General features: G+C 32.9%; 23 protein-coding genes. 12 read left to right on the top strand and 11 right to left on the bottom strand.

Features of this window, described 5'->3' with window-relative positions; genetic code table 11:
- Positions 1–97: 97 nt before the first annotated feature.
- Positions 98–763 (top strand): bifunctional (p)ppGpp synthetase/guanosine-3',5'-bis(diphosphate) 3'-pyrophosphohydrolase, encoded by a 666-nt coding sequence (locus tag ACFEL2_RS07740; RefSeq protein WP_341751608.1) that lies wholly within the window; start codon positions 98–100, stop codon positions 761–763.
- Between the two features lie 268 nt (positions 764–1,031).
- On the opposite strand, the gene gmk is transcribed toward ACFEL2_RS07740, so the two are convergent.
- Together gmk and ACFEL2_RS07730 are read right to left on the bottom strand one after the other, a co-directional pair.
- Positions 1,032–1,661: a guanylate kinase gene (gene gmk / locus ACFEL2_RS07735; RefSeq protein WP_341751609.1), complete on the bottom strand. Its 630-nt coding sequence runs from the start codon at positions 1,659–1,661 to the stop codon at positions 1,032–1,034.
- Entirely contained in the window at positions 1,639–1,824 is a 186-nt protein-coding gene (locus ACFEL2_RS07730) for a DUF465 domain-containing protein (protein ID WP_341755487.1), read from the bottom strand. The genes gmk and ACFEL2_RS07730 overlap by 23 nt, the downstream gene beginning before the upstream one ends.
- A 104-nt stretch (positions 1,825–1,928) precedes the next feature.
- Here ACFEL2_RS07730 and ACFEL2_RS07725 point away from each other — a divergent pair, with 104 nt between their 5' ends.
- The 4 genes from ACFEL2_RS07725 (at position 1,929) to ACFEL2_RS07710 (ending at position 4,260) form a co-directional block, all read left to right on the top strand.
- On the top strand, positions 1,929–2,516 hold the full coding sequence (locus ACFEL2_RS07725; RefSeq protein WP_341751610.1) for a UbiX family flavin prenyltransferase: 588 nt from the start codon (positions 1,929–1,931) through the stop codon (positions 2,514–2,516).
- 212 nt (positions 2,517–2,728) lie between these two features.
- Positions 2,729–3,334: a carbonic anhydrase gene (locus ACFEL2_RS07720; protein WP_341751611.1), complete on the top strand. Its 606-nt coding sequence runs from the start codon at positions 2,729–2,731 to the stop codon at positions 3,332–3,334.
- Positions 3,335–3,614: 280 nt separating this feature from the next.
- The gene (locus ACFEL2_RS07715) at positions 3,615–3,857 is read left to right on the top strand and encodes an AbrB/MazE/SpoVT family DNA-binding domain-containing protein (RefSeq protein WP_341751612.1); all 243 of its coding nucleotides are present in this window, start codon (positions 3,615–3,617) and stop codon (positions 3,855–3,857) included.
- Complete coding sequence (locus ACFEL2_RS07710) at positions 3,841–4,260, top strand: type II toxin-antitoxin system VapC family toxin (protein WP_341747932.1); 420 nt, start codon at positions 3,841–3,843, stop codon at positions 4,258–4,260. The genes ACFEL2_RS07715 and ACFEL2_RS07710 overlap by 17 nt, the downstream gene beginning before the upstream one ends.
- A gap of 568 nt (positions 4,261–4,828) precedes the next feature.
- On the opposite strand, the gene groL is transcribed toward ACFEL2_RS07710, so the two are convergent.
- Both groL and ACFEL2_RS07695 read right to left on the bottom strand, forming a co-directional pair.
- Entirely contained in the window at positions 4,829–6,484 is a 1,656-nt protein-coding gene (groL, locus tag ACFEL2_RS07700; protein WP_341751613.1) for a chaperonin GroEL, read from the bottom strand.
- A 216-nt stretch (positions 6,485–6,700) separates the two neighbouring features.
- Positions 6,701–6,988, bottom strand: a complete 288-nt coding sequence (locus ACFEL2_RS07695) for a co-chaperone GroES (protein WP_341751614.1) — start codon at positions 6,986–6,988, stop codon at positions 6,701–6,703.
- Between the two features lie 456 nt (positions 6,989–7,444).
- Here ACFEL2_RS07695 and ACFEL2_RS07690 point away from each other — a divergent pair, with 456 nt between their 5' ends.
- Positions 7,445–7,888, top strand: a complete 444-nt coding sequence (locus ACFEL2_RS07690; protein ID WP_341751615.1) for a hypothetical protein — start codon at positions 7,445–7,447, stop codon at positions 7,886–7,888.
- Between the two features lie 56 nt (positions 7,889–7,944).
- Here the strand turns inward: ACFEL2_RS07690 and ACFEL2_RS07685 are convergent, their stop codons facing one another.
- Together ACFEL2_RS07685 and ACFEL2_RS07680 are read right to left on the bottom strand one after the other, a co-directional pair.
- Positions 7,945–8,772, bottom strand: coding sequence for a hypothetical protein (locus ACFEL2_RS07685; RefSeq protein WP_375331935.1), 828 nt, complete (start codon positions 8,770–8,772; stop codon positions 7,945–7,947).
- A gap of 123 nt (positions 8,773–8,895) precedes the next feature.
- Positions 8,896–10,584, bottom strand: a complete 1,689-nt coding sequence (locus ACFEL2_RS07680; protein WP_375331934.1) for a peptidylprolyl isomerase — start codon at positions 10,582–10,584, stop codon at positions 8,896–8,898.
- Positions 10,585–10,660: 76 nt separating this feature from the next.
- Here ACFEL2_RS07680 and ACFEL2_RS07675 point away from each other — a divergent pair, with 76 nt between their 5' ends.
- From ACFEL2_RS07675 to kdsA, 3 genes are read left to right on the top strand one after another with little or no spacing between them, the layout of a single operon-like run.
- On the top strand, positions 10,661–11,401 hold the full coding sequence (locus tag ACFEL2_RS07675; protein WP_341751618.1) for a triose-phosphate isomerase family protein: 741 nt from the start codon (positions 10,661–10,663) through the stop codon (positions 11,399–11,401).
- On the top strand, positions 11,398–11,703 hold the full coding sequence (gene secG, locus ACFEL2_RS07670; protein ID WP_341755495.1) for a preprotein translocase subunit SecG: 306 nt from the start codon (positions 11,398–11,400) through the stop codon (positions 11,701–11,703). Before ACFEL2_RS07675 ends, secG begins: the two co-directional genes overlap by 4 nt.
- 17 nt (positions 11,704–11,720) lie before the next feature.
- Entirely contained in the window at positions 11,721–12,554 is an 834-nt protein-coding gene (kdsA, locus tag ACFEL2_RS07665) for a 3-deoxy-8-phosphooctulonate synthase (protein ID WP_341751620.1), read from the top strand.
- 468 nt (positions 12,555–13,022) lie between these two features.
- Here kdsA and ACFEL2_RS07660 read toward each other — a convergent pair whose 3' ends face one another.
- Positions 13,023–13,829, bottom strand: coding sequence for a class I SAM-dependent methyltransferase (locus tag ACFEL2_RS07660; protein ID WP_375331933.1), 807 nt, complete (start codon positions 13,827–13,829; stop codon positions 13,023–13,025).
- Positions 13,830–14,071: 242 nt separating this feature from the next.
- Here ACFEL2_RS07660 and ffh point away from each other — a divergent pair, with 242 nt between their 5' ends.
- Both ffh and ACFEL2_RS07650 read left to right on the top strand, forming a co-directional pair.
- Positions 14,072–15,424, top strand: a complete 1,353-nt coding sequence (gene ffh / locus ACFEL2_RS07655) for a signal recognition particle protein (RefSeq protein WP_341751622.1) — start codon at positions 14,072–14,074, stop codon at positions 15,422–15,424.
- A 51-nt stretch (positions 15,425–15,475) separates the two neighbouring features.
- On the top strand, positions 15,476–16,540 hold the full coding sequence (locus ACFEL2_RS07650) for a hypothetical protein (RefSeq protein ID WP_341751623.1): 1,065 nt from the start codon (positions 15,476–15,478) through the stop codon (positions 16,538–16,540).
- 5 nt (positions 16,541–16,545) lie between these two features.
- Here the strand turns inward: ACFEL2_RS07650 and ACFEL2_RS07645 are convergent, their stop codons facing one another.
- Positions 16,546–17,298 (bottom strand): hypothetical protein, encoded by a 753-nt coding sequence (locus ACFEL2_RS07645; RefSeq protein ID WP_375331932.1) that lies wholly within the window; start codon positions 17,296–17,298, stop codon positions 16,546–16,548.
- A gap of 13 nt (positions 17,299–17,311) precedes the next feature.
- The gene (locus ACFEL2_RS07640) at positions 17,312–17,866 is read right to left on the bottom strand and encodes a hypothetical protein (protein WP_341751625.1); all 555 of its coding nucleotides are present in this window, start codon (positions 17,864–17,866) and stop codon (positions 17,312–17,314) included.
- Positions 17,867–18,379: 513 nt separating this feature from the next.
- Here ACFEL2_RS07640 and ACFEL2_RS07635 point away from each other — a divergent pair.
- Positions 18,380–18,577 carry a hypothetical protein gene (locus ACFEL2_RS07635; protein ID WP_375331931.1) on the top strand — a complete coding sequence of 66 codons (198 nt, stop codon included), beginning with the start codon at positions 18,380–18,382 and terminating at the stop codon, positions 18,575–18,577.
- A gap of 123 nt (positions 18,578–18,700) precedes the next feature.
- Here ACFEL2_RS07635 and ACFEL2_RS07630 read toward each other — a convergent pair whose 3' ends face one another.
- Together ACFEL2_RS07630 and ACFEL2_RS07625 are read right to left on the bottom strand one after the other, a co-directional pair.
- A complete protein-coding gene (locus tag ACFEL2_RS07630) occupies positions 18,701–19,771 on the bottom strand; it encodes a hypothetical protein (RefSeq protein WP_341751627.1) in 1,071 nt (356 codons plus the stop codon).
- Positions 19,772–19,784: 13 nt separating this feature from the next.
- Entirely contained in the window at positions 19,785–20,117 is a 333-nt protein-coding gene (locus ACFEL2_RS07625; protein WP_341751628.1) for a ferredoxin family 2Fe-2S iron-sulfur cluster binding protein, read from the bottom strand.
- Positions 20,118–20,128 lie beyond the last annotated feature (11 nt).

Genomic DNA, 20,128 nt, shown 5'->3' with positions numbered 1-20,128 from the left:
GCTTTTGAAGAATTGCCTTCGTAAATACTTGTGAATTCTTGATAGTAAAGTATATATAATAATCTAAATCAATAATTAAAGTAACAGTGTGCATTTTATGTTATACGAGGATATTGATAATTTACACAATATCACTGATATTATTAGTACTAAATTGCAAGAGAATTCTATAGTAGCGAAGATATCTTGCAGATTAAAAGACCCTTATTCGATCGTAAAGAAATTGGTAAGAAAAGGTATTGGTTTTTATCAATTAACTGACCTCATTGCTTTTAGAATTATAGTTGATACGCTAGAAGACTGTTATAAAGTACTAGATATTATTAATGATATATATCCTAGTAACCATGAAAAATATAAAGACTATATTGTTAATCCCAAAGATAACGGCTATAGTTCCTTGCATATTGTGACTACTATTGGTACATCTAGACGTAATATGGAAATACAAGTACGGACTAGTCAAATGCATGATATAGCAGAGTTTGGCATCGCTAATCATGGTGAATATAAAGAAGCACAAGAAGCAAGGATAAAAAAATTATTTTCTCCAGAATTACTTAATATAATTGTTCTGCACATCGGACTAAATAATTTATATAAACTTTTTGAACAATTTAATTGGACTATGTCTGAACTGGTTGCTTACGAACAAGAAATTAAAAATTTTTGGGATAATTTTCAAGATAACTTGCAAATAATACAAGAGCAATTTATAAAAGAAATAAATAATGTAGAACCGTTAGAGAGAAATTTTGTCTAACTAATACAAGGTTGGCGGTTGGCTAACCCTATAAATATTTGTGGGTAATAGTAAACTCTACTGTTTGGAATAACGTCCATAACTGTCGAAAGTTAGTAAATAAATACATCTTCTCTATACGTCTATTAGCAAGGAGGGCTGTAAGACCGACGAAGCAATCCAGTAACATCATTTATCTATAGGTTGTTTCCTAGATTGCTTCGCTTACGCTCGCTAATAGACGCTGTGGTATAGGTATTTGTAAACTTTCAACAGTTGTGGGATAACATCAGAGTTGGTCATGCCAATCATTATAAAACTTGCCTAAATCAAGTCTTATTCTTTTCGATCGCTCAGCAGTGATTATAGAATATATTGTTTCAAGAGTAGTATCAAAATCATCGTTAATAACCACGTAATCATATTGTTTGGCATAATACACTTCTTTAGTAGCTAATTTCACACGCAACTTTATTGATTCTTTACTATCTTGCCCTCTATTTTTAATTCGTTGTTGCAAAATACTAAGACTCGGTGGCAAAATAAAAATTGTAATTACATTTGGCAAGGTTTTTTTTATTAGCTTTGTACCTTGCCAATCTATATCAAACAAAACATCTAACCCTTGACTTAGTAAGTCTTCTACAACTTTTTTAGGTGTTCCATAATAATTATTGTAAATATTTGCATATTCAAGAAATGCATCTTGCTCAATTAATTTATTAAATTCCTCTTTGGTCTTGAAATAGTAACTTACTCCATCAACTTCATCTGTTCTTGGTCTTCTAGTAGTTGCAGAAATGGATAATCTAAGATTACTGTCGATTTTTAAAACTGCTTTAGCTAAGCTAGATTTACCAGTAGCCGAGGGCGAAGACAAAATAATAGCTAATCCTTTACTTCTGAGAGATAGTAGCATTCTTGGTGAAACCTTTATATAGCAATAGAATTTTATCTTTTAATATTAATTTTTGTTTCTTTAACTGCCTGACTTTAGTATTATCTTGCAAATGCAAAAATCCGGTATTTATTAGTCTTTCTAAATCATTATGTTTTTTTTGTAAACTTTGTATGTGGCTCATGAGACTCATCTGCAAACTCCATAATCAGTTAAAAGCTTGGTTTTTTGTAAACCAAGCATCATTTTAATATAAGCAAATACACTTTGAAAGGAAAAAATATAGCTATGACTAGCGATAATAAAAAAAAATTGCTTGTGGCAATCTCTGGAGCTTCTGGAGCAATATATGGTATAAGGTTACTTGAGATTCTGAGGCAGATAAATATTGAGAGTCATCTAATTATTTCAAAATCTGCTCATCTTACCATATTACATGAGACGAATTATTCCATAGAACAAGTAAAAGATCTAGCAGATTACTGTTACAATCTTTCTGATATTGGTGCTAGGGTTTCTTGCGGTGCTTTTAGGATATTTGGCATGATAATAGCTCCATGTAGCATGAGAACTCTTGCATCAATTGCTGGCAGTATTGAGAATAATTTAATCAGTAGAGCAGCAGGGGTTACACTAAAAGAACGAAGAAAACTGGTGTTGATGATAAGAGAGACTCCTTTACATCTAGGTCATTTAGAAAATATGTTAAAAGTAACGAATTATGGTGGGATAATTGCACCTCCAGTACCTGCTTTTTATAGTTTACCTAAAACCTTGGATGACATGATAAATTATTCAATTTCGCGGGTTCTTGATATTTTTGATATTAATACTGATTTAATAAAACGTTGGGATGGTATGCCTACAAAAATTTAAAATCTATTAGTGCTTGAAAAATATCTGCTATAATTGTAGTGACGTCTTGAGGGTCATATACTCAGGTAGAACTTCAAGAATTGGCGTTGTCGTGTCTAAAGATCTCCGCTGCTCACGTACTAATGTACGCTCCGCTGCTCGACTTTGCTACTGCCTAGCTCTTCTTGAAGTTATACTATCGTCTACCAACTCTTCATTTACGAGCAGTATATATGCAACAAAGTTTTGAAAAAATACTAAAAGGCTATCAGCTATTTAGAAAAAAATATGCTTATGGTAATAAATCTATTATGCAGAGTCTATCCCGTGATGGTCAACAACCAAAGATTATGGTGGTTGCTTGTTGTGATGCACGAGTAGATCCGGCATTAATACTACAATGTGATCCAGGGGATTTATTTGTTGTACGTAATGTAGCAAATATTGTTCCTCCTTACGAAAAAGATGGATCTCATCATGGCACAAGTGCTGCCTTAGAGTTTGGAATATGCTTTTTGAAAGTTGAACACTTAATTGTATTAGGACATAGCCAATGTGGAGGAATTCAAGAATTATTAAATAGTGACGATAGAGTGCAGAATGATTTTATAACCAACTGGGTTGCTCTGATAAAAACACCTAATTTTAGACATTATAATGCTGATGATTATACAAAATTAGCACTTAAACAATCACATCAAAATTGTATGACGTTTCCATGGATTAATAAACTAGTGACCAAGAAAGAGCTAACTATTCATTTATGGTTTTTTGATATAAAAACTGGGCAAATTTTTACTTATTCTGATAAGCAACAAACATATCTACCCCTTGCTTAGGTTCTTTAGCATATTCAGGTAGAACTTCAAGAATTAAGATTCCCGCGACCTAAAAATCGAATGCAGTCATGTATCCGGCTTATAGCAAAGTAAATTTTATTAATAGATATCTTTGGCAAACTCACTTATTAGAAATCTAAAATTAAAAAATTAGACTAAAAAGCAGGATTATTAGAATTAGTATTTATCTAGTATTTATTAAATTGACCATTTTTATAATTTTAGTTACTATGTATATAGTTGTATCTTTATATTAATCTTAACATTATCGGTATATATTATGACAGCATTAAAAAGTTATATAGACAGTAATGGGAGACTTGCTATCCCCGCTAAAATTAGAAGAAAACTGCATCTTAAAGCTGGTGATGAAGTGTCCATTAAATATAAAGATTCTGAATTAATAGTTTCGACTTATCATGCTAATATAGAAAAAGCTAGAAATATTTTAAGTAAATACGAGGATATTGATTTACAAAAAGAGCTAAAACTGATGAGGAACGAAGATGCAAACAAGTTCTAAATCTCTAATCAAGACTAAGAAATTTTTATTAGATACATCTGCAATCATTGCCTTATTAAAACAAGAATCAGGTTATAAAATATTAGAGGATGTTATTGCAAGTAGTGCCTTATCATCAGTTAATTTAAGTGAATTAGTTTCTGTCTTAACTAGATCTAATATAAAAGAAAATGAAATTGATACAATTATAACAGATATAGTTCCAGACATCATACCATTTTCTGAAAGTATAAGTATCAAAGCAGGCAAGTTAATAAGTTTAACAAAAGATTATGGTTTATCTTTAGGTGACAGAGCATGCATAGCAACTGGTAGTTATTATAATATGGAAATTTATACTACTGATAAAATTTGGTTAAAGTTATCTGATAAGCTTCCGGTAAAAATTACTTTAGTACATTAGACCTCCTTCGAAACTCTACTTCTGCTGGTGATTTGGACAATGATGCGGTACTCGAATCCGTAACGGAATTATAGTATACTCAGGTAGAACTTCAAGAATTGGCGTTGTCGCGAGCAAAGATCGAAGCTGCCTAGTTACTAATAGACTTACTGCATAAGTCAATCTAGTTGGTGATTTTGTCGTCGAAACTCGCCTCCGCTCCTCACGTACGTCTGTGTACGCGAAGGTAGCCGGCTTCGTTTCTCCTAAAAATCCCGAAAGCTTCTTTGATTTATGCAGCAAGTCTAATGTACGCTACGCTGCTCGACTTTGCTACTGCCTAGCTCTTCTTGAAGTTATACTATCGTCTACCAACTCTTCATTTACGAGCAGTATACGCTGCGGTTTGAGATGAAGCGTTTCCTTCAAATTCCTCAGCATAAGCGAGTTTCGAAAGAGGTCTGTTAATAAAAAGTCATACCTACAAAAAAGCAGAGGGATGACATCAAAGTACGCGAACTCTAGATAAGAATTAACTAATTCTTATCTAGAGTTGGGGTAAAGTGTTATTAGTATGAAGAAATGAGCGTTAGAAGTCCATACCGCCCATGCCACCCATACCGCCGCCCATACCACCACGTGGCATAGCAGGCTCATCTTTATCAGCTGGTTCATCGATAATAAATGCTTCAGTAGTAATAATCAAAGAAGCAACCGATGCTGCATCTTGTAAAGCAGTACGCACGACCTTAGTTGGATCGATAATACCAGCCTTAATCATATCAACATAAGTCATATCTTGAGCATTGAAGCCAAAGTTTTTCTCTTTACTATCAGTAAGTTTTCCAACTACAATAGCTCCGTCCATACCAGCGTTCTCTGCAATTTGCCTTACTGGAGCTTGTAGAGCTTTCTTAACGATGTTAATACCAGCTTGCTGATCTTCATTAGTACTTTTTAACGACTCTAAGGATCTTGCTGCATAGAAAAGAGTAACACCACCACCAGCAACAACGCCTTCTTCCACTGCTGCTCTAGTAGCATGCAATGCATCCTCGACACGATCTTTTCTTTCTTTTACTTCAACCTCAGTAGCACCACCAACTTTTAAGACAGCCACACCACCAGCAAGCTTAGCTAAACGCTCTTGCAATTTTTCTTTATCGTAATCTGAACTAGATTCATCGATTTGTTTACGAATTTGTGAGCAACGAGCTGCAATGTCTGCCTTACTACCAGCACCATCAATTATGACAGTATTTTCTTTGGAAATAGTAACTTTTTTAGCAGTACCTAGCATTTTGATATTAACATTTTCAAGTTTCATACCAAGATCTTCACTGATGAGCTGACCGCCTGTTAAAATAGAGATATCTTCCATCATGAATTTTTTTCTATCGCCAAAGCCAGGAGCTTTAACTGCAGCAACTTTTAACCCACCACGTAATTTATTTACTACCAAAGTAGCAAGTGCTTCTCCTTCTACATCTTCAGCGATTACTAGTAAAGGACGTCCTGATTGCACTACTGCTTCAAGTACTGGTAACATTTGTTGTAAATTTGATAATTTCTTTTCAAATAGTAAGATAAACGGATTTTCCAATTCTGCTACCATCTTTTCGGAATTAGTAACAAAATATGGTGATAGATAGCCTCTATCAAACATCATGCCTTCAACTACATCTACTTCAAAACTAAAATTCTTAGCTTCTTCAACGGTAATTACGCCTTCTTTACCAACTTTTTCCATCGCTACGGCAATTTTTTCGCCAATTTCTTTGTCACCATTTGATGAAATAGTACCAACTTGAGCAATTTCCTCTTGGCTGCTGATTTTTTTACTAGCTTTCTTAATTTCTTCAACTACTAGGTTAACAGCTAAATCTATACCTCGTTTTATATCCATAGGGTTAAAACCAGCTGCTACTGCTTTGTTACCTTCTCTTGCTATTGCTTGAGTTAGAACAGTTGCGGTAGTTGTTCCATCACCAGCAACATCAGATGTTTTACTTGCCACAGATTTTACCAATTGAGCTCCCAAATTCTGAGCCTTATCTTTTAGTTCAATAGCTTTTGCCACTGTTACACCATCTTTGGTTAGTCTTGGTGAACCGAATGACTGTTCAATTGCAACATTTCTACCTTTTGGACCTAATGTTACTTTTACGGTATCAGCTAAAATATCAATACCTCTTAGCATTTGTTCACGTGCATTTGAGCCGTGTCTTATTAATTTTGTTGCCATATTTATGTTCTCCTTACAATAAATAAATTATTAACCAAGTATGTCCACAACTGTTAAAAGTTTACAAATACCTATACCACAACGTCATTGCGAGCGTAAGCGAAGCAATCCAGGAAACAATCTATAGATAAATGATGTTACTGGATTGCTTCGTCGGTCTTACGGGCTTCTCGCTAATAGACGTATAAAGAAGCTGTATTTACTAACTTTCAATAGTTATGCAATTATGCCCATGACATCACTTTCTTTCATAATGACCAAATCTAAACCATCAACTTTTACTTCAGTGCCAGCCCATTTGCCATAAAGTACTTTATCTCCTACTTTAATTTCTAATGGATGGACAGTACCATTCTCACTTTTTGTTCCCTTACCTACAGCTACTACTTCACCTTGTATTGGTTTTTCCTTTGCTGTATCAGGAATAATAATTCCTCCACTTGTTTTTTCTTCTTGTTGAATTGGTTTTACCGCAATTCTATCGTGCAATGGTCTAAAAGACATTCTTACCTCCATAGATTTAATACTTAATAATGTGTATTCTATATATGCTTGATTTTGTAACAGTTCAAGGGGTAAAAAGAAAAATTTTTAAGAATAATTGCTGTGAGCAAATTGTGTATAATACCTTTTTTATCCTCGCATAAGTTTTTCTATTATTGACTTTATAGGAGTATAGTTTAAAATTAAAAATGAAGTAACTGCAAAGTTATTTTGGGGTGTAGTAACCTCTTATAGCATCGGAACACATCTGCCGAATAAAGGTGTAATCCTCGATTGTTATGATCGGGGAGATGTTAGCTATGTTCAGGGTTTAAGGTGTAAACCTTAAACCTAAAGGCTAGCGTAGCTGTTATGCTATACAGTTTACTAACTCCCCGATCGCCAAAGTAATCTATTAAGATTCTTTGGTGGTTAAAACTTGATAACTTTAAGTTTAATCATAAAGGGGATACTGCTATGACATACACAACAACTTTACCTTCTGAAGCAATCATCTTTCTTGATCCAGCTTATGACCATTCTAAGGATATAAAACTTAGAGATGATGTCACTACTACCAGCCAACAAGAAGGACTAACAGTAGTAGAAATTATCGAATCTAAAGGACCTTATGACCACAGTACTTTTGGTAAGTTAATCCGCCGAGTAATGAGCTGCAATAATAAGCCTGTCACCATCCTCATTAACGAAGATATACGGCATACAACAATTAACACTCTACTTTGGTCTGTACTTGGTACTTTGTCATCTGCCGGTCTAATTACCGTTACTACTTACGAAAGATTCTATAAAAAAGTACTCTTGAAAAAAGTAAATATAGAGGATGATTATTTTTTATACGTGGCTGCTACTTATTGTAAAAACCATTATAAATTTGCTAATGAACCATTAAATATTTAATACAAATGAGTAATATGCTAACTAACACGAGTTGCCAATTAACCACAAAGCTGAGCTTAATCATGATGATCTGCAATACCTAAAAGCTGGTTCTTCTGATCAGATTCTATTAACACATCATGCACTACTTCATTATATGAAGGTGGTATTGGAGGTGGTGGTGCAGGTTTACGAACTTTCGGGTAAGAGTACATTGGGGATGTAGTTGTAATATCTAGAGATAGGTGCGGGTATAAAGATGGGAGTACACTAGGTTGTGCAGAATCTGCTGCTGGATAGTTGTTATTAGTAACATACGTATTATTACAGTTACTTGATCCTTCAAGAAGAGTTGTTGATAGGGGTAGTGCGGGAGCACTTGCTCCACATTCAGCTTGATGTGCTTCTAGTATTATCTTATATTCTTCCTGTTTAACTGCTAAATATTCATTCAATTTTTTAAAAAAAGTATTTTCTGTTATCCATATTCTAGTTATTCCTGGTGCACCCTTCTTAATTATATCGCTCAACCCGGCAATCTTCAGTGCTTCCTTAAAATCATGTTGGTCAATACATTTAAGTAACTTTCTAGCTTGAATTATTGTGTGTATTTGGTCACTACGTTCTTCAAACTTTTTGCAATTAACTGTATTATACTTTGATAAGACAGATTGTTGACTATGCAGACCTTTTAAACTAGCTTTTAATTCCTGACTAGCTGATGATCTATCTTCCGTAGTTTTTATAAAATTACAACATTTCCCCAAATTAGCAGTCTTCAATATCTCATAAACACTACTATCAGTAGCAAACAACTTTATAGCTCGTTCTGTCTTATCAATTTTATTTTCAAGTAATTGTTTTGCGGTAGAAAGCCTTACTAATAGCGTACGATCTTTTGACATAATAAACACATAATTAAGATTATATTAATATGACATAATATAATCTTAATATATATTAATATGCAAGGTTTAGTAACAATATAGTTAAAATTAGTTATCTAAATTGTCATATTTATATCATAATCACATACTATTTTGTTTCATTTTATTTTTCTTGATGGCATAGCTAATCAGCTCATCCATAACATTGTTTCTTATGGCTACTGCAATATCTCCTTCATTTTTTTTCTGAATTTCTTGCCTTTTCGTCTTATCAATTCTTTTTGATTTTACATAAGCAAAATACGCCCTATCTTTTGACTGAAAAACTGGAGTATTGGAATCAATGTTAGCATTAAAAATTGCTGATAGTAATTCTGTTGGTAATTGCTGATTATTATGAACTTCATACCTAGAAAAAGTTGCAGCTTGGTTGGTAGTAATATCTAGAGGTTTTTTACTTTTACCAGGTTTATATTCTTTAGCAAGACTCTCTATGTTTCCTAAATTTATCTTTCTAATATATTGCTTATACCATAGTTCGTATACTTGATCCTTGACTGCCGAGAATTCTTGTAGTTTACTTGGCTGAATAGATTTAATCTCAACCAATATAAAAGCTCCTGTATCAGTTAGTTCCATTGGATATGATAATTCTCCTTCTGCAAGATCAAAAATACTGTCAGCATTTTTGCCAAGATCAACATACCATTCGCCTTTTAAGTGTTGGCGTTGTGGCACGATGGGACTTCGCGTAGGAACAACGGTTTGACTACGCCTAGTCTGCTCGCCACTTGCAGGCTTAGCCAACTCTTGAAATTCATCTTGTATATTATTAGTTAAATCCTTATAACTTACAGAATCTAAATTCTGTATTGGTAATTCATATTTTTTAGCAATTTCTGTTAAACTTGAACCAGCTGCCACATCATCTTCTAGATTTTTTGCTAACAGTAGCTTCAGCTCTTCTATTTTTTGTTGTTGCAATAATTCATTAACCTGTTTTCGTACCTCGCTAAATTTTTTATTAGCAAATTCTTCTTGGTTATCCTGATAAAACTTCAATAATTCTTCATCGCTATTATGAATTTGCTTACCTAACACTTCACTTGATATTTTTACATAAGACAAGCTACGTTTTTCTGGTATTTCAAATAACTCTTGATTCTCCTTGTATAGCTCTTCTAACTCGACCGGAGTTGCATAAGTCATAAACGCACCTTTAGGTTGGGCTTTTAAGTCAATTTGTACAAGGTCGACATCTCTTGTTTCGGCCATATAGTCTACAATATTTTTGACCATTATTTTTGGTGTTTGAAATGATTCTATAAAAATACTAATTAGAGTATTCTTTAAGGTATGTTCTTTAACATCAAATACATAGTCCTCCTCATTAATATAAGAGTTTTTTAAAAAACCTTTAAAGAGTGCTATGTCAAATAGACCTTGCTCATTCTTAAAATTAGCGGATTCTTTAATAAACTGAATCACAGTATCATCAGTTATATCTAGATTATAATAGTGTACTAAATAATTCATAATGCGATTATTGATAAGTTTTTTAATAATAAAATTATCAATATTCAACTGCTTTATATCTTCTTCACTAAGATGTGTTCCAGTTTGTTTTTGAATAACACGAATTTGTTCGGCTTTTGCTTTTAGAAAATCTTCTTCACTAATAGTTTTTGCATCAGAAAATGTAATCAAATCAAAATTATTGGTAGTCTGTAATACATCTTTAATTCCCCATCCAACAAATGCAAAGGCAATCATTCCAAGTAAAACACGCATTACAAAACTATCAGCAGCGTTTCTAATATTATTTAACATAAATTATAAATTTCTTCTTCAAGTTTTTGTAGTATACTACAATAGTTCTGTACACTAATATCTGCAAGCGATTTTTATGAAAAAACTTATTATTGCTAACTGGAAAATGCATATAAGTTTAGATGATGCATTTAAATTTTGTGCTAGACTGATAGAGCAGCAACATAACAACAAATTTATTATAGCTCCTCCTACTCCCTATCTTGCTTATTTATCTGATAAATTCAAATCTATAGAGTTTTGTGGACAAAATGTCAGTCAATTCGAAGAACAAGGAAGTTATACTGGAGAATATTCAAGCCTATTACTGAAACTAAGTGGTATTAATTACGCTATTGTTGGTCATAGTGAACGTAGAAGCTTTTTTCAAGAATCCAATAAATTAATCAGACAGAAAGCAGAGAATTGCTTAAATGCCAAGATTAGCCCTATTATTTGTATCGGAGAAGACCTAGCTACACGAAAAAATAATAATTATAAAAATTTTTTATTAAAACAATTAGTGGAATCCCTGCCAAATGATAAAATAGGGGAGGGGATAGATGTAATAATAGCCTATGAGCCGATTTGGACTATAGGAACAGGGATTATTCCTAACCAAGAAGAATTAATAGAGATATTTGATGTCCTCAATTGTTTTCTTCAGCAAAGCCAAGTTGCAAATAATGTTAGCTTAGTGTATGGTGGATCTGTAAATTTAGGTAATATAGAAAAAATATTAAGTGTACAGAATATTGATGGGGTTATGATTGGCAAATCTTCACTTGATTATCAAATTTTAGTTCAAATATTAAATTATAGGTTTTTTGAAAAATGATGAATATATTACTTTTTGTTCATATTGTAATAGCAATACTGCTAATTATCGTAATTCTGATGCAAAAGACTGGCAATGATGGGTTAAGTGGTATGAGCGGTGGTAGTGGTAATATGGGTGTTGTAACAGGCAGAACTGTAGCTAATTTCTTGACTAAAACCACGGTAGTGCTTGCCACCTTGTTTATAATTAATGCTATTATTCTTGCCAATCTGTCTTCTAAGAAAAACCTTGGGATAATTAAGAAAATTGAGCAAGTTGACGATAAACAAGAAGAGTCTAGCTTGCCAATTGCCAAGTAAAATTTAAGGACCAAGTTATGCAAAAGATAATTGATTTACATAATATCAAAATTGGTAATACCTTACCATTTGTGTTTATTGCTGGACCTTGCCAAATAGAAAGTTTAGATCATGCATTATTTATGGCTGACAAGCTTGTGACCCTTACTGCTAAACTTAACATACCCTTTATCTATAAATCGTCATTCGATAAAGCTAATAGAACTTCAATAAATGGTATCCGGGGTAGCGGTCTTGAGAAAGGGCTGGAAATTTTGTCTAAAGTAAAAACAGCCTTTAACTGCCCTATTCTTACTGACGTTCATACAGAGAATCAGTGTGCTAAAGTTGCTGAAATTGTTGATATAATCCAAATCCCTGCCTTCTTATGTAGACAAACAGATTTGCTGCATGCTGCAGCTATGACTAATAAGGTTGTTAATGTTAAAAAAGGTCAGTTTCTTGCCCCTTGGGATATGAAGAATGTGTATGCTAAACTTGAAGCGTTTGGTGCAAAGAATATCATGCTTACCGAACGGGGTGCATGTTTTGGTTACAACACACTAGTATCAGATATGCGTAGTTTGCCAATTATGGCAGAAACTAAGACCCCTGTAATTTTTGACGCAACCCATTCAGTTCAGCAACCAAGTGGCATAGGCAACAGTAGTGGTGGCGAAAGAAAATATGTTGAAATATTAGCAAGGGCAGCTGTTAGCGTCGGAGTAGCAGGTGTTTTTATGGAAGTTCACCAAGACCCAAATAATGCCCCAAGTGACGGACCTTGTATGATCAAGCTGGATGATTTAGAACCTATATTGGTTAGGTTAAAGAGCTATGATGAGCTAACTAAAGCAATATTTAAGATATAACCTAGATAACAACAAATAAGATTAGATATACTCTTCTGCCTAGAAGATAAGTAGCTACAGCAACTACTTATCTTCTAGGCAGAAATAACCTGAGATTATGCCGCAAAAGGACCTTTAGTTAAGGAATTTTCACTCTGACACAAAATGGTCAAAATTACACGGGAAAATCATTAATAACGTCGTTATATTTTTTTTGGGCATCCGATAAACTAAGGCGTGAATATATCTCCAACGAATCTCCTGACTTAAGCAAATACCTAAAATTAAAGAATTATGCTTTAATATATTTAAAATAACAAAATAATGTTGTGCCTAAATTTTAAAAACCCCAGCACTATGAGCCTTCCAAGCTTATGCCTTATTAAAAAATGCGGAAGTCGGGAGCGGAGATCTTTAGATACGACAACGCCAATTCTTGAAGTTCTACCTGAGTATATATATTTATGAGGGAGTAAATTATACTACTCATTAGAGTTTTCTTCCCCAAGATTGAAACACCCCACCTGCACTTTGTATAACCGTCTTATCCTGAATAATCTGATCCATTTCTTTTAGCATCTTTTCTATTTCTAAATTATCGATCAACTTATGCTTAATAAAATGTTCTTTTTCTTCTAAAAGAGATAATTTTAATAATAATTTTTCTTCAGCCCCATTAAAAACTGGTTGATGAAAATCAAATTTTACATCTGTTAATTGAAGAGTACACAAAGTATTAAATAGCTTTATACCATAAGAATAATCTACACTAAGTCTTTTTTCAATTTTGTGTAATAATTCTTTATATTGTTCTATTGAACGAGCATATGGATAATTAAATATAGCTGTATAATCATGCTCTTCACATGCAATAGTTCCACCCGGCTTTAATAAACTTAACATATTATTTAAGGCTTTTTGAGGATGTGTTAGATGTATGAGTACAAACCTACAATATACGAGGTCATATTGCTCATTACCCTGATAATCTTGTATATCTGCAACTTGGTATTCAACAATATCGATGTTTTTACTACTTAACTTACTTTTAGTAAGCTCTATCTGTTTTTGGCTTATATCTAGGCATAATAGTTTGCCATCTTGTCCAATTTTCTGATATATTACATCAATAGACTCCCCCGATCCACAACCAATAATTGCCACTTTCATATTTGGACGAAGTGCTAGCCTATCCAATAGAATATTAGTATATTTGCCATATATTTTATTCAAAATACTGAGCCTATAATCCGTTTCATCGCCAGTTGCCAAAATATAGCTATTCTTTTTTACCATTTGATTTAATTTTATATATCTATTTTTTAGTAAATATATTGCTGATTTGGTTTATTGATAGCAAGAGAAAATAATATAGAAAATTGAAATAATAAATTCTTGATTGTAACAATATCACTAGTTCTCAATAGAATCCGAAAATTTTATTTCACAAATTAATTACTATTTTTTTTGCTAATATGCTTAGTGATTATTAGTAAATATGCTACAATGCGGTGAATTCAAGTAATTTATTACATTTTATGTTTCAAACATTAACTCAAAATCTAACGAAAATTTTTGATCGTATCAAAAGAAGTGGTACTTTATCGGAGTCCCAAATAAACGATACTATGCGTGATATTAGGATTGCCCTTCTTGAAGCAGATGTTGCACTACCGGTAGTTAAGGATTTTATTGCTGAAGTAACATTAAAAGCTACGGGACAGGAAGTCATAAAATCAGTAGCTCCAGGGCAGATGATAGTAAAGATTGTCCATAATGAGTTAATTAATATATTATCCTCGTCTCTAGATGAAAGTAGTTTACAGCTTAAATCTGAACCGCCGGTAAATATTTTAATGGTTGGTCTGCAAGGTAGTGGAAAAACTACAGCAAGTGCCAAATTAGCACTTAGGCTAAAAAATCAAAATAAAAAGGTACTTTTAGTCTCTCTTGATATTTATCGACCAGCTGCACAGGAACAATTAACTATCCTTGGTAAATCTATAGGGGTAGATTGTTTAACTATTGTCCCCAACCATACTCCTATAGATATTGCGAAAAGAGCTTTACACGAGTCGAAATTATCTGCCTATGACGTCGTTATTTATGATACAGCAGGTAGGTTGCAAATCGATGATGAGATGATGAAAGAAGCATCAAATATAAAAAATTTAATAGACCCAAAAGAGATAATTTTGGTAGTTGACGCAATGACGGGGCAAGATTCGGTACTTATAGCTAGCAATTTTGATCAAAAATTAGGGATTACCGGCGTAATTTTATCCCGTATTGATGGCGATGCCAAAGGTGGGGCGGCTCTAAGCATTAAACATGTTACCAAGAAACCTATTAAGTTCTTAAGCACTGGCGAGAAATTGACAAATCTAGAATTGTTTGACTCAGAACGCATAGCTTCAAGAATATTAGATATGGGAGATATCATCTCCTTCGTTGAAAAAGCAGCAAGCATAATAGACCATCAAGAGGCAGAAAGAGCGGCTGCTAAACTTAAAAAAGGTAAATTTGATTTGGAAGATTATCTAATGCAAATGAGGAGTATAAAGAAACTAGGTGGATTCAGTAGTATGATGAGTATGTTGCCTGGTATTAATAAAATTATTGATAAAGTCGATCAATCGAAATTAAGTGGCAAATTAATAGACCACCAAGAAGCAATAATTTTATCTATGACCAAAAAAGAACGAAAAAACCCAGATTTGCTAAATGCCTCACGTCGAAAACGTATCGCTGAAGGCTCTGGAACATCAGTCCAAAAAGTGAATAGTCTATTGAAACAATTTAAACAAATAAGTGGTTTCATGAAAAAGGCAAGCAATATGAATCCCAAAAGCCTAATGCGTAGTGGTATAGGCAACTTATTTAAATTATGATAACCTGAATTACCTTAATTCTTATCCCAAATTCGCGTAACTGGAGATTAAATGCTTAGCAAGGTATATAACGATCTTATTTTACAGATTAAAGCCAATAAATATGATTTTTTAAGGTTTGATCTGATTAAGCAAGATGCAATAAAGGATCTCGCAGCTCAGCTTGCTTTAAAATATGATATTGTGGTAGTTATAGGTTTTGGTGCGTCTTCTTTAAATGTTAGAGCATTATTAAGTATAAAGGCAGTAGCTACTAAAAGGCTAATATATCTTGATAGTTTAGATCAGTTGGAAATTGATGAAAAACTGGCATTAGTTGATTTAAGTAAAGCAGTCTTTTTCTCATTGAGTAAGTCTGGGAACACAAATGAAACCTATTTATTAACTAAGTATGTTTTAGAAGTTTTACACGTTCCCCCTCAAAATATTTATGTAATAGTACCGTTTAGTAATAATTTATTACGTAATTTAGCAGAGTCTTTTGGTACAAATTGTCTAGAACATGATAACATTCGTAGTGGAAGATTTGGCGTAATTTCTAATGCATCTTTGCTCCCAACCGCAGTTGCAGGAGTTGATGTACATAAAGTCGTACTAGCTGCTTCAAAAAAAATATCAGATATTATTTTTGATGGATTTAATATTTGTGAGATAGCGGAGTATTACCTTAATCAATATTCTTTAAATAGACATATGTTAGTTATGTTTAATTATTGTTATCAATTAGATGGTCTATGTAGATGGCAACAACAGATTATAGCTGAGTCGCTTGGTAAGAATGGTTTTGGTATAACTCCTATAATAGCAAAAGGAACATTTGATCAACACAGTCAATTGCAGCTTTATTTAGAAGGTCCGGATGATAAATTTTATCAAGTTATTACTAACAAAGCAAGCTCAGATATTGAAATAGCTCTAACTGCTCATGCTAATAATATATATAATGCATTAGATCAAGTTAAACGACCAGTGAAGCTAGAGAATTTTGTATATATCGATGAACAGGTAATTGTAGATCAAATTATTCACGTAATGTTGAGTACTATACTAATTGCAAATCACCTAAAAATCGACCCATTCAACCAGCCATCTGTGGATGAATATAAGAAGGTATAATAGACCTATTTCGCGTCAGGGAGATCTGCAAGTGCTGAATTAAACAATACAGAAAGATTTTTCTTATCCACTTTGTCATTATCAGAAAAACTAGCAATAGTGGTGTCAATCATATCACTAGACAGTCCTACCGAGTGTGTCCATAGTACCCTACCAGTTGGTACATCAAGAATAGCTAATCTAACTCGCGAAAATTCTGATGGGTCTAAATTGATTCTACCAGTTATACATCCCTTCAAAATCTCTGTACAAAAATCCTTAGTTATTGCACCAGATGTTTTACTCTCTGCATAGAAATTCATTACAACTAGTAAATCAGCTCCGGCTTTTCCACCAAGATCAACTGCAGAAGGAATCTTTTCATCAATAGAATATGCCGCATCCTCTTTCCAAGCTCCACTAGCATAGAGTATATTTAGAGTCTCATCAAAATTATCCTTAATGTCAACGACGTATTTTGACAGTTTATTAGTACCAATTTCTGTTCTAGAGAAAAGTTTAATATTATACCCTTTGTCCTGCATTTTGGTTATGAATGTATCTACAATATTTTCTTCAAGGCGATCCTCATAACTATAAACTCTCGTTTTTTTGTTAAAAGCATCAATTTGATTTACTTCAACTATTGGTGGTAAAAGTAAAGCAATTTTGGACTTAGTTAGTGATTGCGAATAATCAGGTGCAGATCTAACAAAAGTCGTCTTAGTACAAGCCGATGTAGAAAAAAACAGTAAAATTATAAAGAAAATTCTGACCATTAACTATGTATTTTTAGTAATTTTTATATGTAGCTGGAATGAGTCTAGATCTCTTCTCAGAAAGAATAACTAGAACATCTTGCCCCTCATTTATCACAGGATTGGTTTTATCTTCTTTAGCCTGCACAATGGTGATAATACCTGTCGCACGTACAGCTGCTATAGCATTTCTTAAAAGTCTGCTACCTTCGTAATAATCGTCTTTCAAATTCGATCTATTAACCTGTACGATATATTCTGTACCTTTTGATGTTCCCAAAGCAGATTGTATTATTGCACCAGTAACACCTCCAACAATAGCACCACCAACAATTATAGCTGCGTTATTAGTTCCGCTAGCAGCAACCGCCCCACCAGCGACAGCACCAGTTAGGCCACCAATTGCATTATCACTAAGTCTTTCATCCTCCGTGATTTTGACATCCCTTTTGGCAAGAAGCTTTCCTTCCAATACAATATTTAATGTTGAATCACTAGTATATGTATTTGCCGCAAGATTCCGACCGCAACTAGAAAGAGTAGAAGCAATTATAAGAATCAAAAAAGTATATAAAAGTTTTTTAATCATAAAATTATTATTTTTATATTGCTAATAAAATTTAAGAATGAATTAAAAGTAAGATTATACTAAATGTACAAAGATACATGCAATAAATTACTATCTCCAGTTGTCAATTAAACTGAATAATTTTTGAAGAATTTTTAGGAAAAATATAGCTGAATACCGCAAGCAGTACGCAGATATATGTGAGAAACGGAAGCAAATTTTGACGACAAAATTACCACAAAGAATCCGTTCGCAACACTATCATTATTTTGATGACAAAACTACTTCTAAGTTGTACTTCTAAATTGCACGCAACAATAGACTTCTTACAGAATCCTCTTCTGCAGAATTTGTAGGAGAGCCGAAACCCCTTAACCCGCAACTTATCTTTGAGAAGGAGAAGTGCTTGAAGAGGCAGGAGAGTAAGGTTTACAAGAATTCTGCGATAAATGATATATTTTAAGAAAAAATGGTTCTATAGCCCAAAAAGTTGAGTTTGATAGGAATAACCGAGTTGAAAAACTAGTTAGCAAGGTGGAAGAACGTAATATATATGTATCAACGCATAAGAAAGCAAAGCCAAAAACTGGTTTAAATAATATTCAAAAAATTGCTGAAGAATGGCGGATAGATAAATTTATTAACCTAAAATTAGACGGCAACCAAATAGTGGTTGAAATTGATCAAGATAAGAAAAAAGAGTTATTTGCTCTTGATGGTTGTTATGCGTAAATTACTCGCTTTTATGCACTCTATTGTCAAAAATAATTCTTCTTGCAATGAAAATTTATGTTAAGTTACTATTTCTTATTGACTTCCATTACGGATGCTGGGGTAAGTTATATTGAACTCATGTTAACTTTCAGTGTTGTTCTCTTCTATAGCCTCATCTACTTTACTATCCTCTAGTTTAAACTCAAGCAAATTAATTGAACCTATATGTATACCATTATCAGAAAACTCAATATCAAATTTCACCTTTTCATAAGTTGCTAATTCATTATCATCTGTCTTAACTACTCCAGATAAAGAAGAATCAACAGCTTTCTCAATGATAGTTTTGACCATTTTTTTAGGTAATAACAAATTGTTAGGAATCAATTTATCGATGATATCATGGTAATTAGTCAATTCAAAAGATAATTTACCTTTTGGTAACTTACTATCAAAAAATTGTAAAAACCCTACCAAATCTACTTGGGCATTATCATCACAAGAAAAAACTAAACGATCGATATTTAAATTTCTGATAGAATTTGTATCTTTACCTTGGTTAGTAGCAATATTGATCAGTGTGGCTAAATCAAGCTGTGCTGTTTTGAAATTAAAAAAATCTTCCCCCGCAGAGTACAACAAACGTAATTGTAGAGCTATATTTTCACCGTCCTGAGATTTTGCCTTATTGATTAGGAAAACTAAATCAGCAATATTAAAAATTTCCTTATCTTCCTGAATGAAGGATAATAATTTATTGTTAACTTGCAGAAACTTTACGATAGATTTTAAACTATCTCCATGGGATAATTTATATATAGGTTTATTAAATTTAACTAGTGCTGTAATATATTCCTTGGACTGAACACTATACTCTACTAATTTACCATCAAAATTCTCTTGTTGTTTTATTCCTTGTTTTCCTAAAATCAATCTAGCTTTTTTAAAACTAAAATCAAACAAAAATGTCATTTCCTCAGTAGATATTTCTTTGGAATTAACATGATCGATAAATTTCATTTTTGGCTCGACTAAATGAATTTGAAAGCGAATAGGAAAGCCAGAAACTTTGATTTGGTTATAAGATATTTTAGTATTATCTGTCTCTGAATTCTTTATAGTATTTACTATATTGCTTTTGATAGTATAAGCAATGCCAAACCATATTATGGTGTAAATTAAACAAATAAAAAACAAAATTTTACGTATCACTCTATATACTCAATTATAAGTTAATATTACGGGTAGCAGATGGCAAGCGAACCCTTATGCCGTCAAGTTCTTCACTAACAATAATCTGACAACCAAGTCTTGAAGTATGGGTAAGACCAAACGCTAAGTCAAGCATATCTTCTTCTGCTTCAGAAGGATTTTTTAATTTGTGGTAAAATTCCTCATCTACAATAACATGGCAAGTGGCACATGCTAGTGAACCTTCACATGCACCTTCAAGATCAATGTCATTTTGATGAGCAATTTCCAAAATAGACAATCCGAGAGGGGCATCCACTATTTTTTCCGTACCATCTTTATCTATAATAAAAATTACTTTAGGCATTAATTATCATT

Source organism: Candidatus Tisiphia endosymbiont of Temnostethus pusillus, assembly GCF_964264675.1.
GTDB lineage: Bacteria > Pseudomonadota > Alphaproteobacteria > Rickettsiales > Rickettsiaceae > Tisiphia.
This window is presented reverse-complemented; position numbering and strand designations above follow the sequence as displayed.

Coding starts and splice junctions, on each gene's coding strand:
- kdsA (WP_341751620.1), top strand. CDS start 11,721: ATGCAAAAGATAATTGATTTACATAATATCAAAATTGGTAATACCTTA.
- ACFEL2_RS07640 (WP_341751625.1), bottom strand. CDS start 17,866: ATGATTAAAAAACTTTTATATACTTTTTTGATTCTTATAATTGCTTCT.
- ACFEL2_RS07740 (WP_341751608.1), top strand. CDS start 98: ATGTTATACGAGGATATTGATAATTTACACAATATCACTGATATTATT.
- ACFEL2_RS07660 (WP_375331933.1), bottom strand. CDS start 13,829: ATGGTAAAAAAGAATAGCTATATTTTGGCAACTGGCGATGAAACGGAT.
- ACFEL2_RS07690 (WP_341751615.1), top strand. CDS start 7,445: ATGACATACACAACAACTTTACCTTCTGAAGCAATCATCTTTCTTGAT.
- groL (WP_341751613.1), bottom strand. CDS start 6,484: ATGGCAACAAAATTAATAAGACACGGCTCAAATGCACGTGAACAAATG.
- ACFEL2_RS07625 (WP_341751628.1), bottom strand. CDS start 20,117: ATGCCTAAAGTAATTTTTATTATAGATAAAGATGGTACGGAAAAAATA.
- ACFEL2_RS07680 (WP_375331934.1), bottom strand. CDS start 10,584: ATGTTAAATAATATTAGAAACGCTGCTGATAGTTTTGTAATGCGTGTT.
- ACFEL2_RS07710 (WP_341747932.1), top strand. CDS start 3,841: ATGCAAACAAGTTCTAAATCTCTAATCAAGACTAAGAAATTTTTATTA.
- ACFEL2_RS07695 (WP_341751614.1), bottom strand. CDS start 6,988: ATGTCTTTTAGACCATTGCACGATAGAATTGCGGTAAAACCAATTCAA.
- ACFEL2_RS07645 (WP_375331932.1), bottom strand. CDS start 17,298: ATGGTCAGAATTTTCTTTATAATTTTACTGTTTTTTTCTACATCGGCT.
- ACFEL2_RS07720 (WP_341751611.1), top strand. CDS start 2,729: ATGCAACAAAGTTTTGAAAAAATACTAAAAGGCTATCAGCTATTTAGA.
- ACFEL2_RS07730 (WP_341755487.1), bottom strand. CDS start 1,824: ATGAGCCACATACAAAGTTTACAAAAAAAACATAATGATTTAGAAAGA.
- ACFEL2_RS07715 (WP_341751612.1), top strand. CDS start 3,615: ATGACAGCATTAAAAAGTTATATAGACAGTAATGGGAGACTTGCTATC.
- ffh (WP_341751622.1), top strand. CDS start 14,072: ATGTTTCAAACATTAACTCAAAATCTAACGAAAATTTTTGATCGTATC.
- secG (WP_341755495.1), top strand. CDS start 11,398: ATGATGAATATATTACTTTTTGTTCATATTGTAATAGCAATACTGCTA.
- ACFEL2_RS07650 (WP_341751623.1), top strand. CDS start 15,476: ATGCTTAGCAAGGTATATAACGATCTTATTTTACAGATTAAAGCCAAT.
- gmk (WP_341751609.1), bottom strand. CDS start 1,661: ATGCTACTATCTCTCAGAAGTAAAGGATTAGCTATTATTTTGTCTTCG.
- ACFEL2_RS07725 (WP_341751610.1), top strand. CDS start 1,929: ATGACTAGCGATAATAAAAAAAAATTGCTTGTGGCAATCTCTGGAGCT.
- ACFEL2_RS07685 (WP_375331935.1), bottom strand. CDS start 8,772: ATGTCAAAAGATCGTACGCTATTAGTAAGGCTTTCTACCGCAAAACAA.
- ACFEL2_RS07675 (WP_341751618.1), top strand. CDS start 10,661: ATGAAAAAACTTATTATTGCTAACTGGAAAATGCATATAAGTTTAGAT.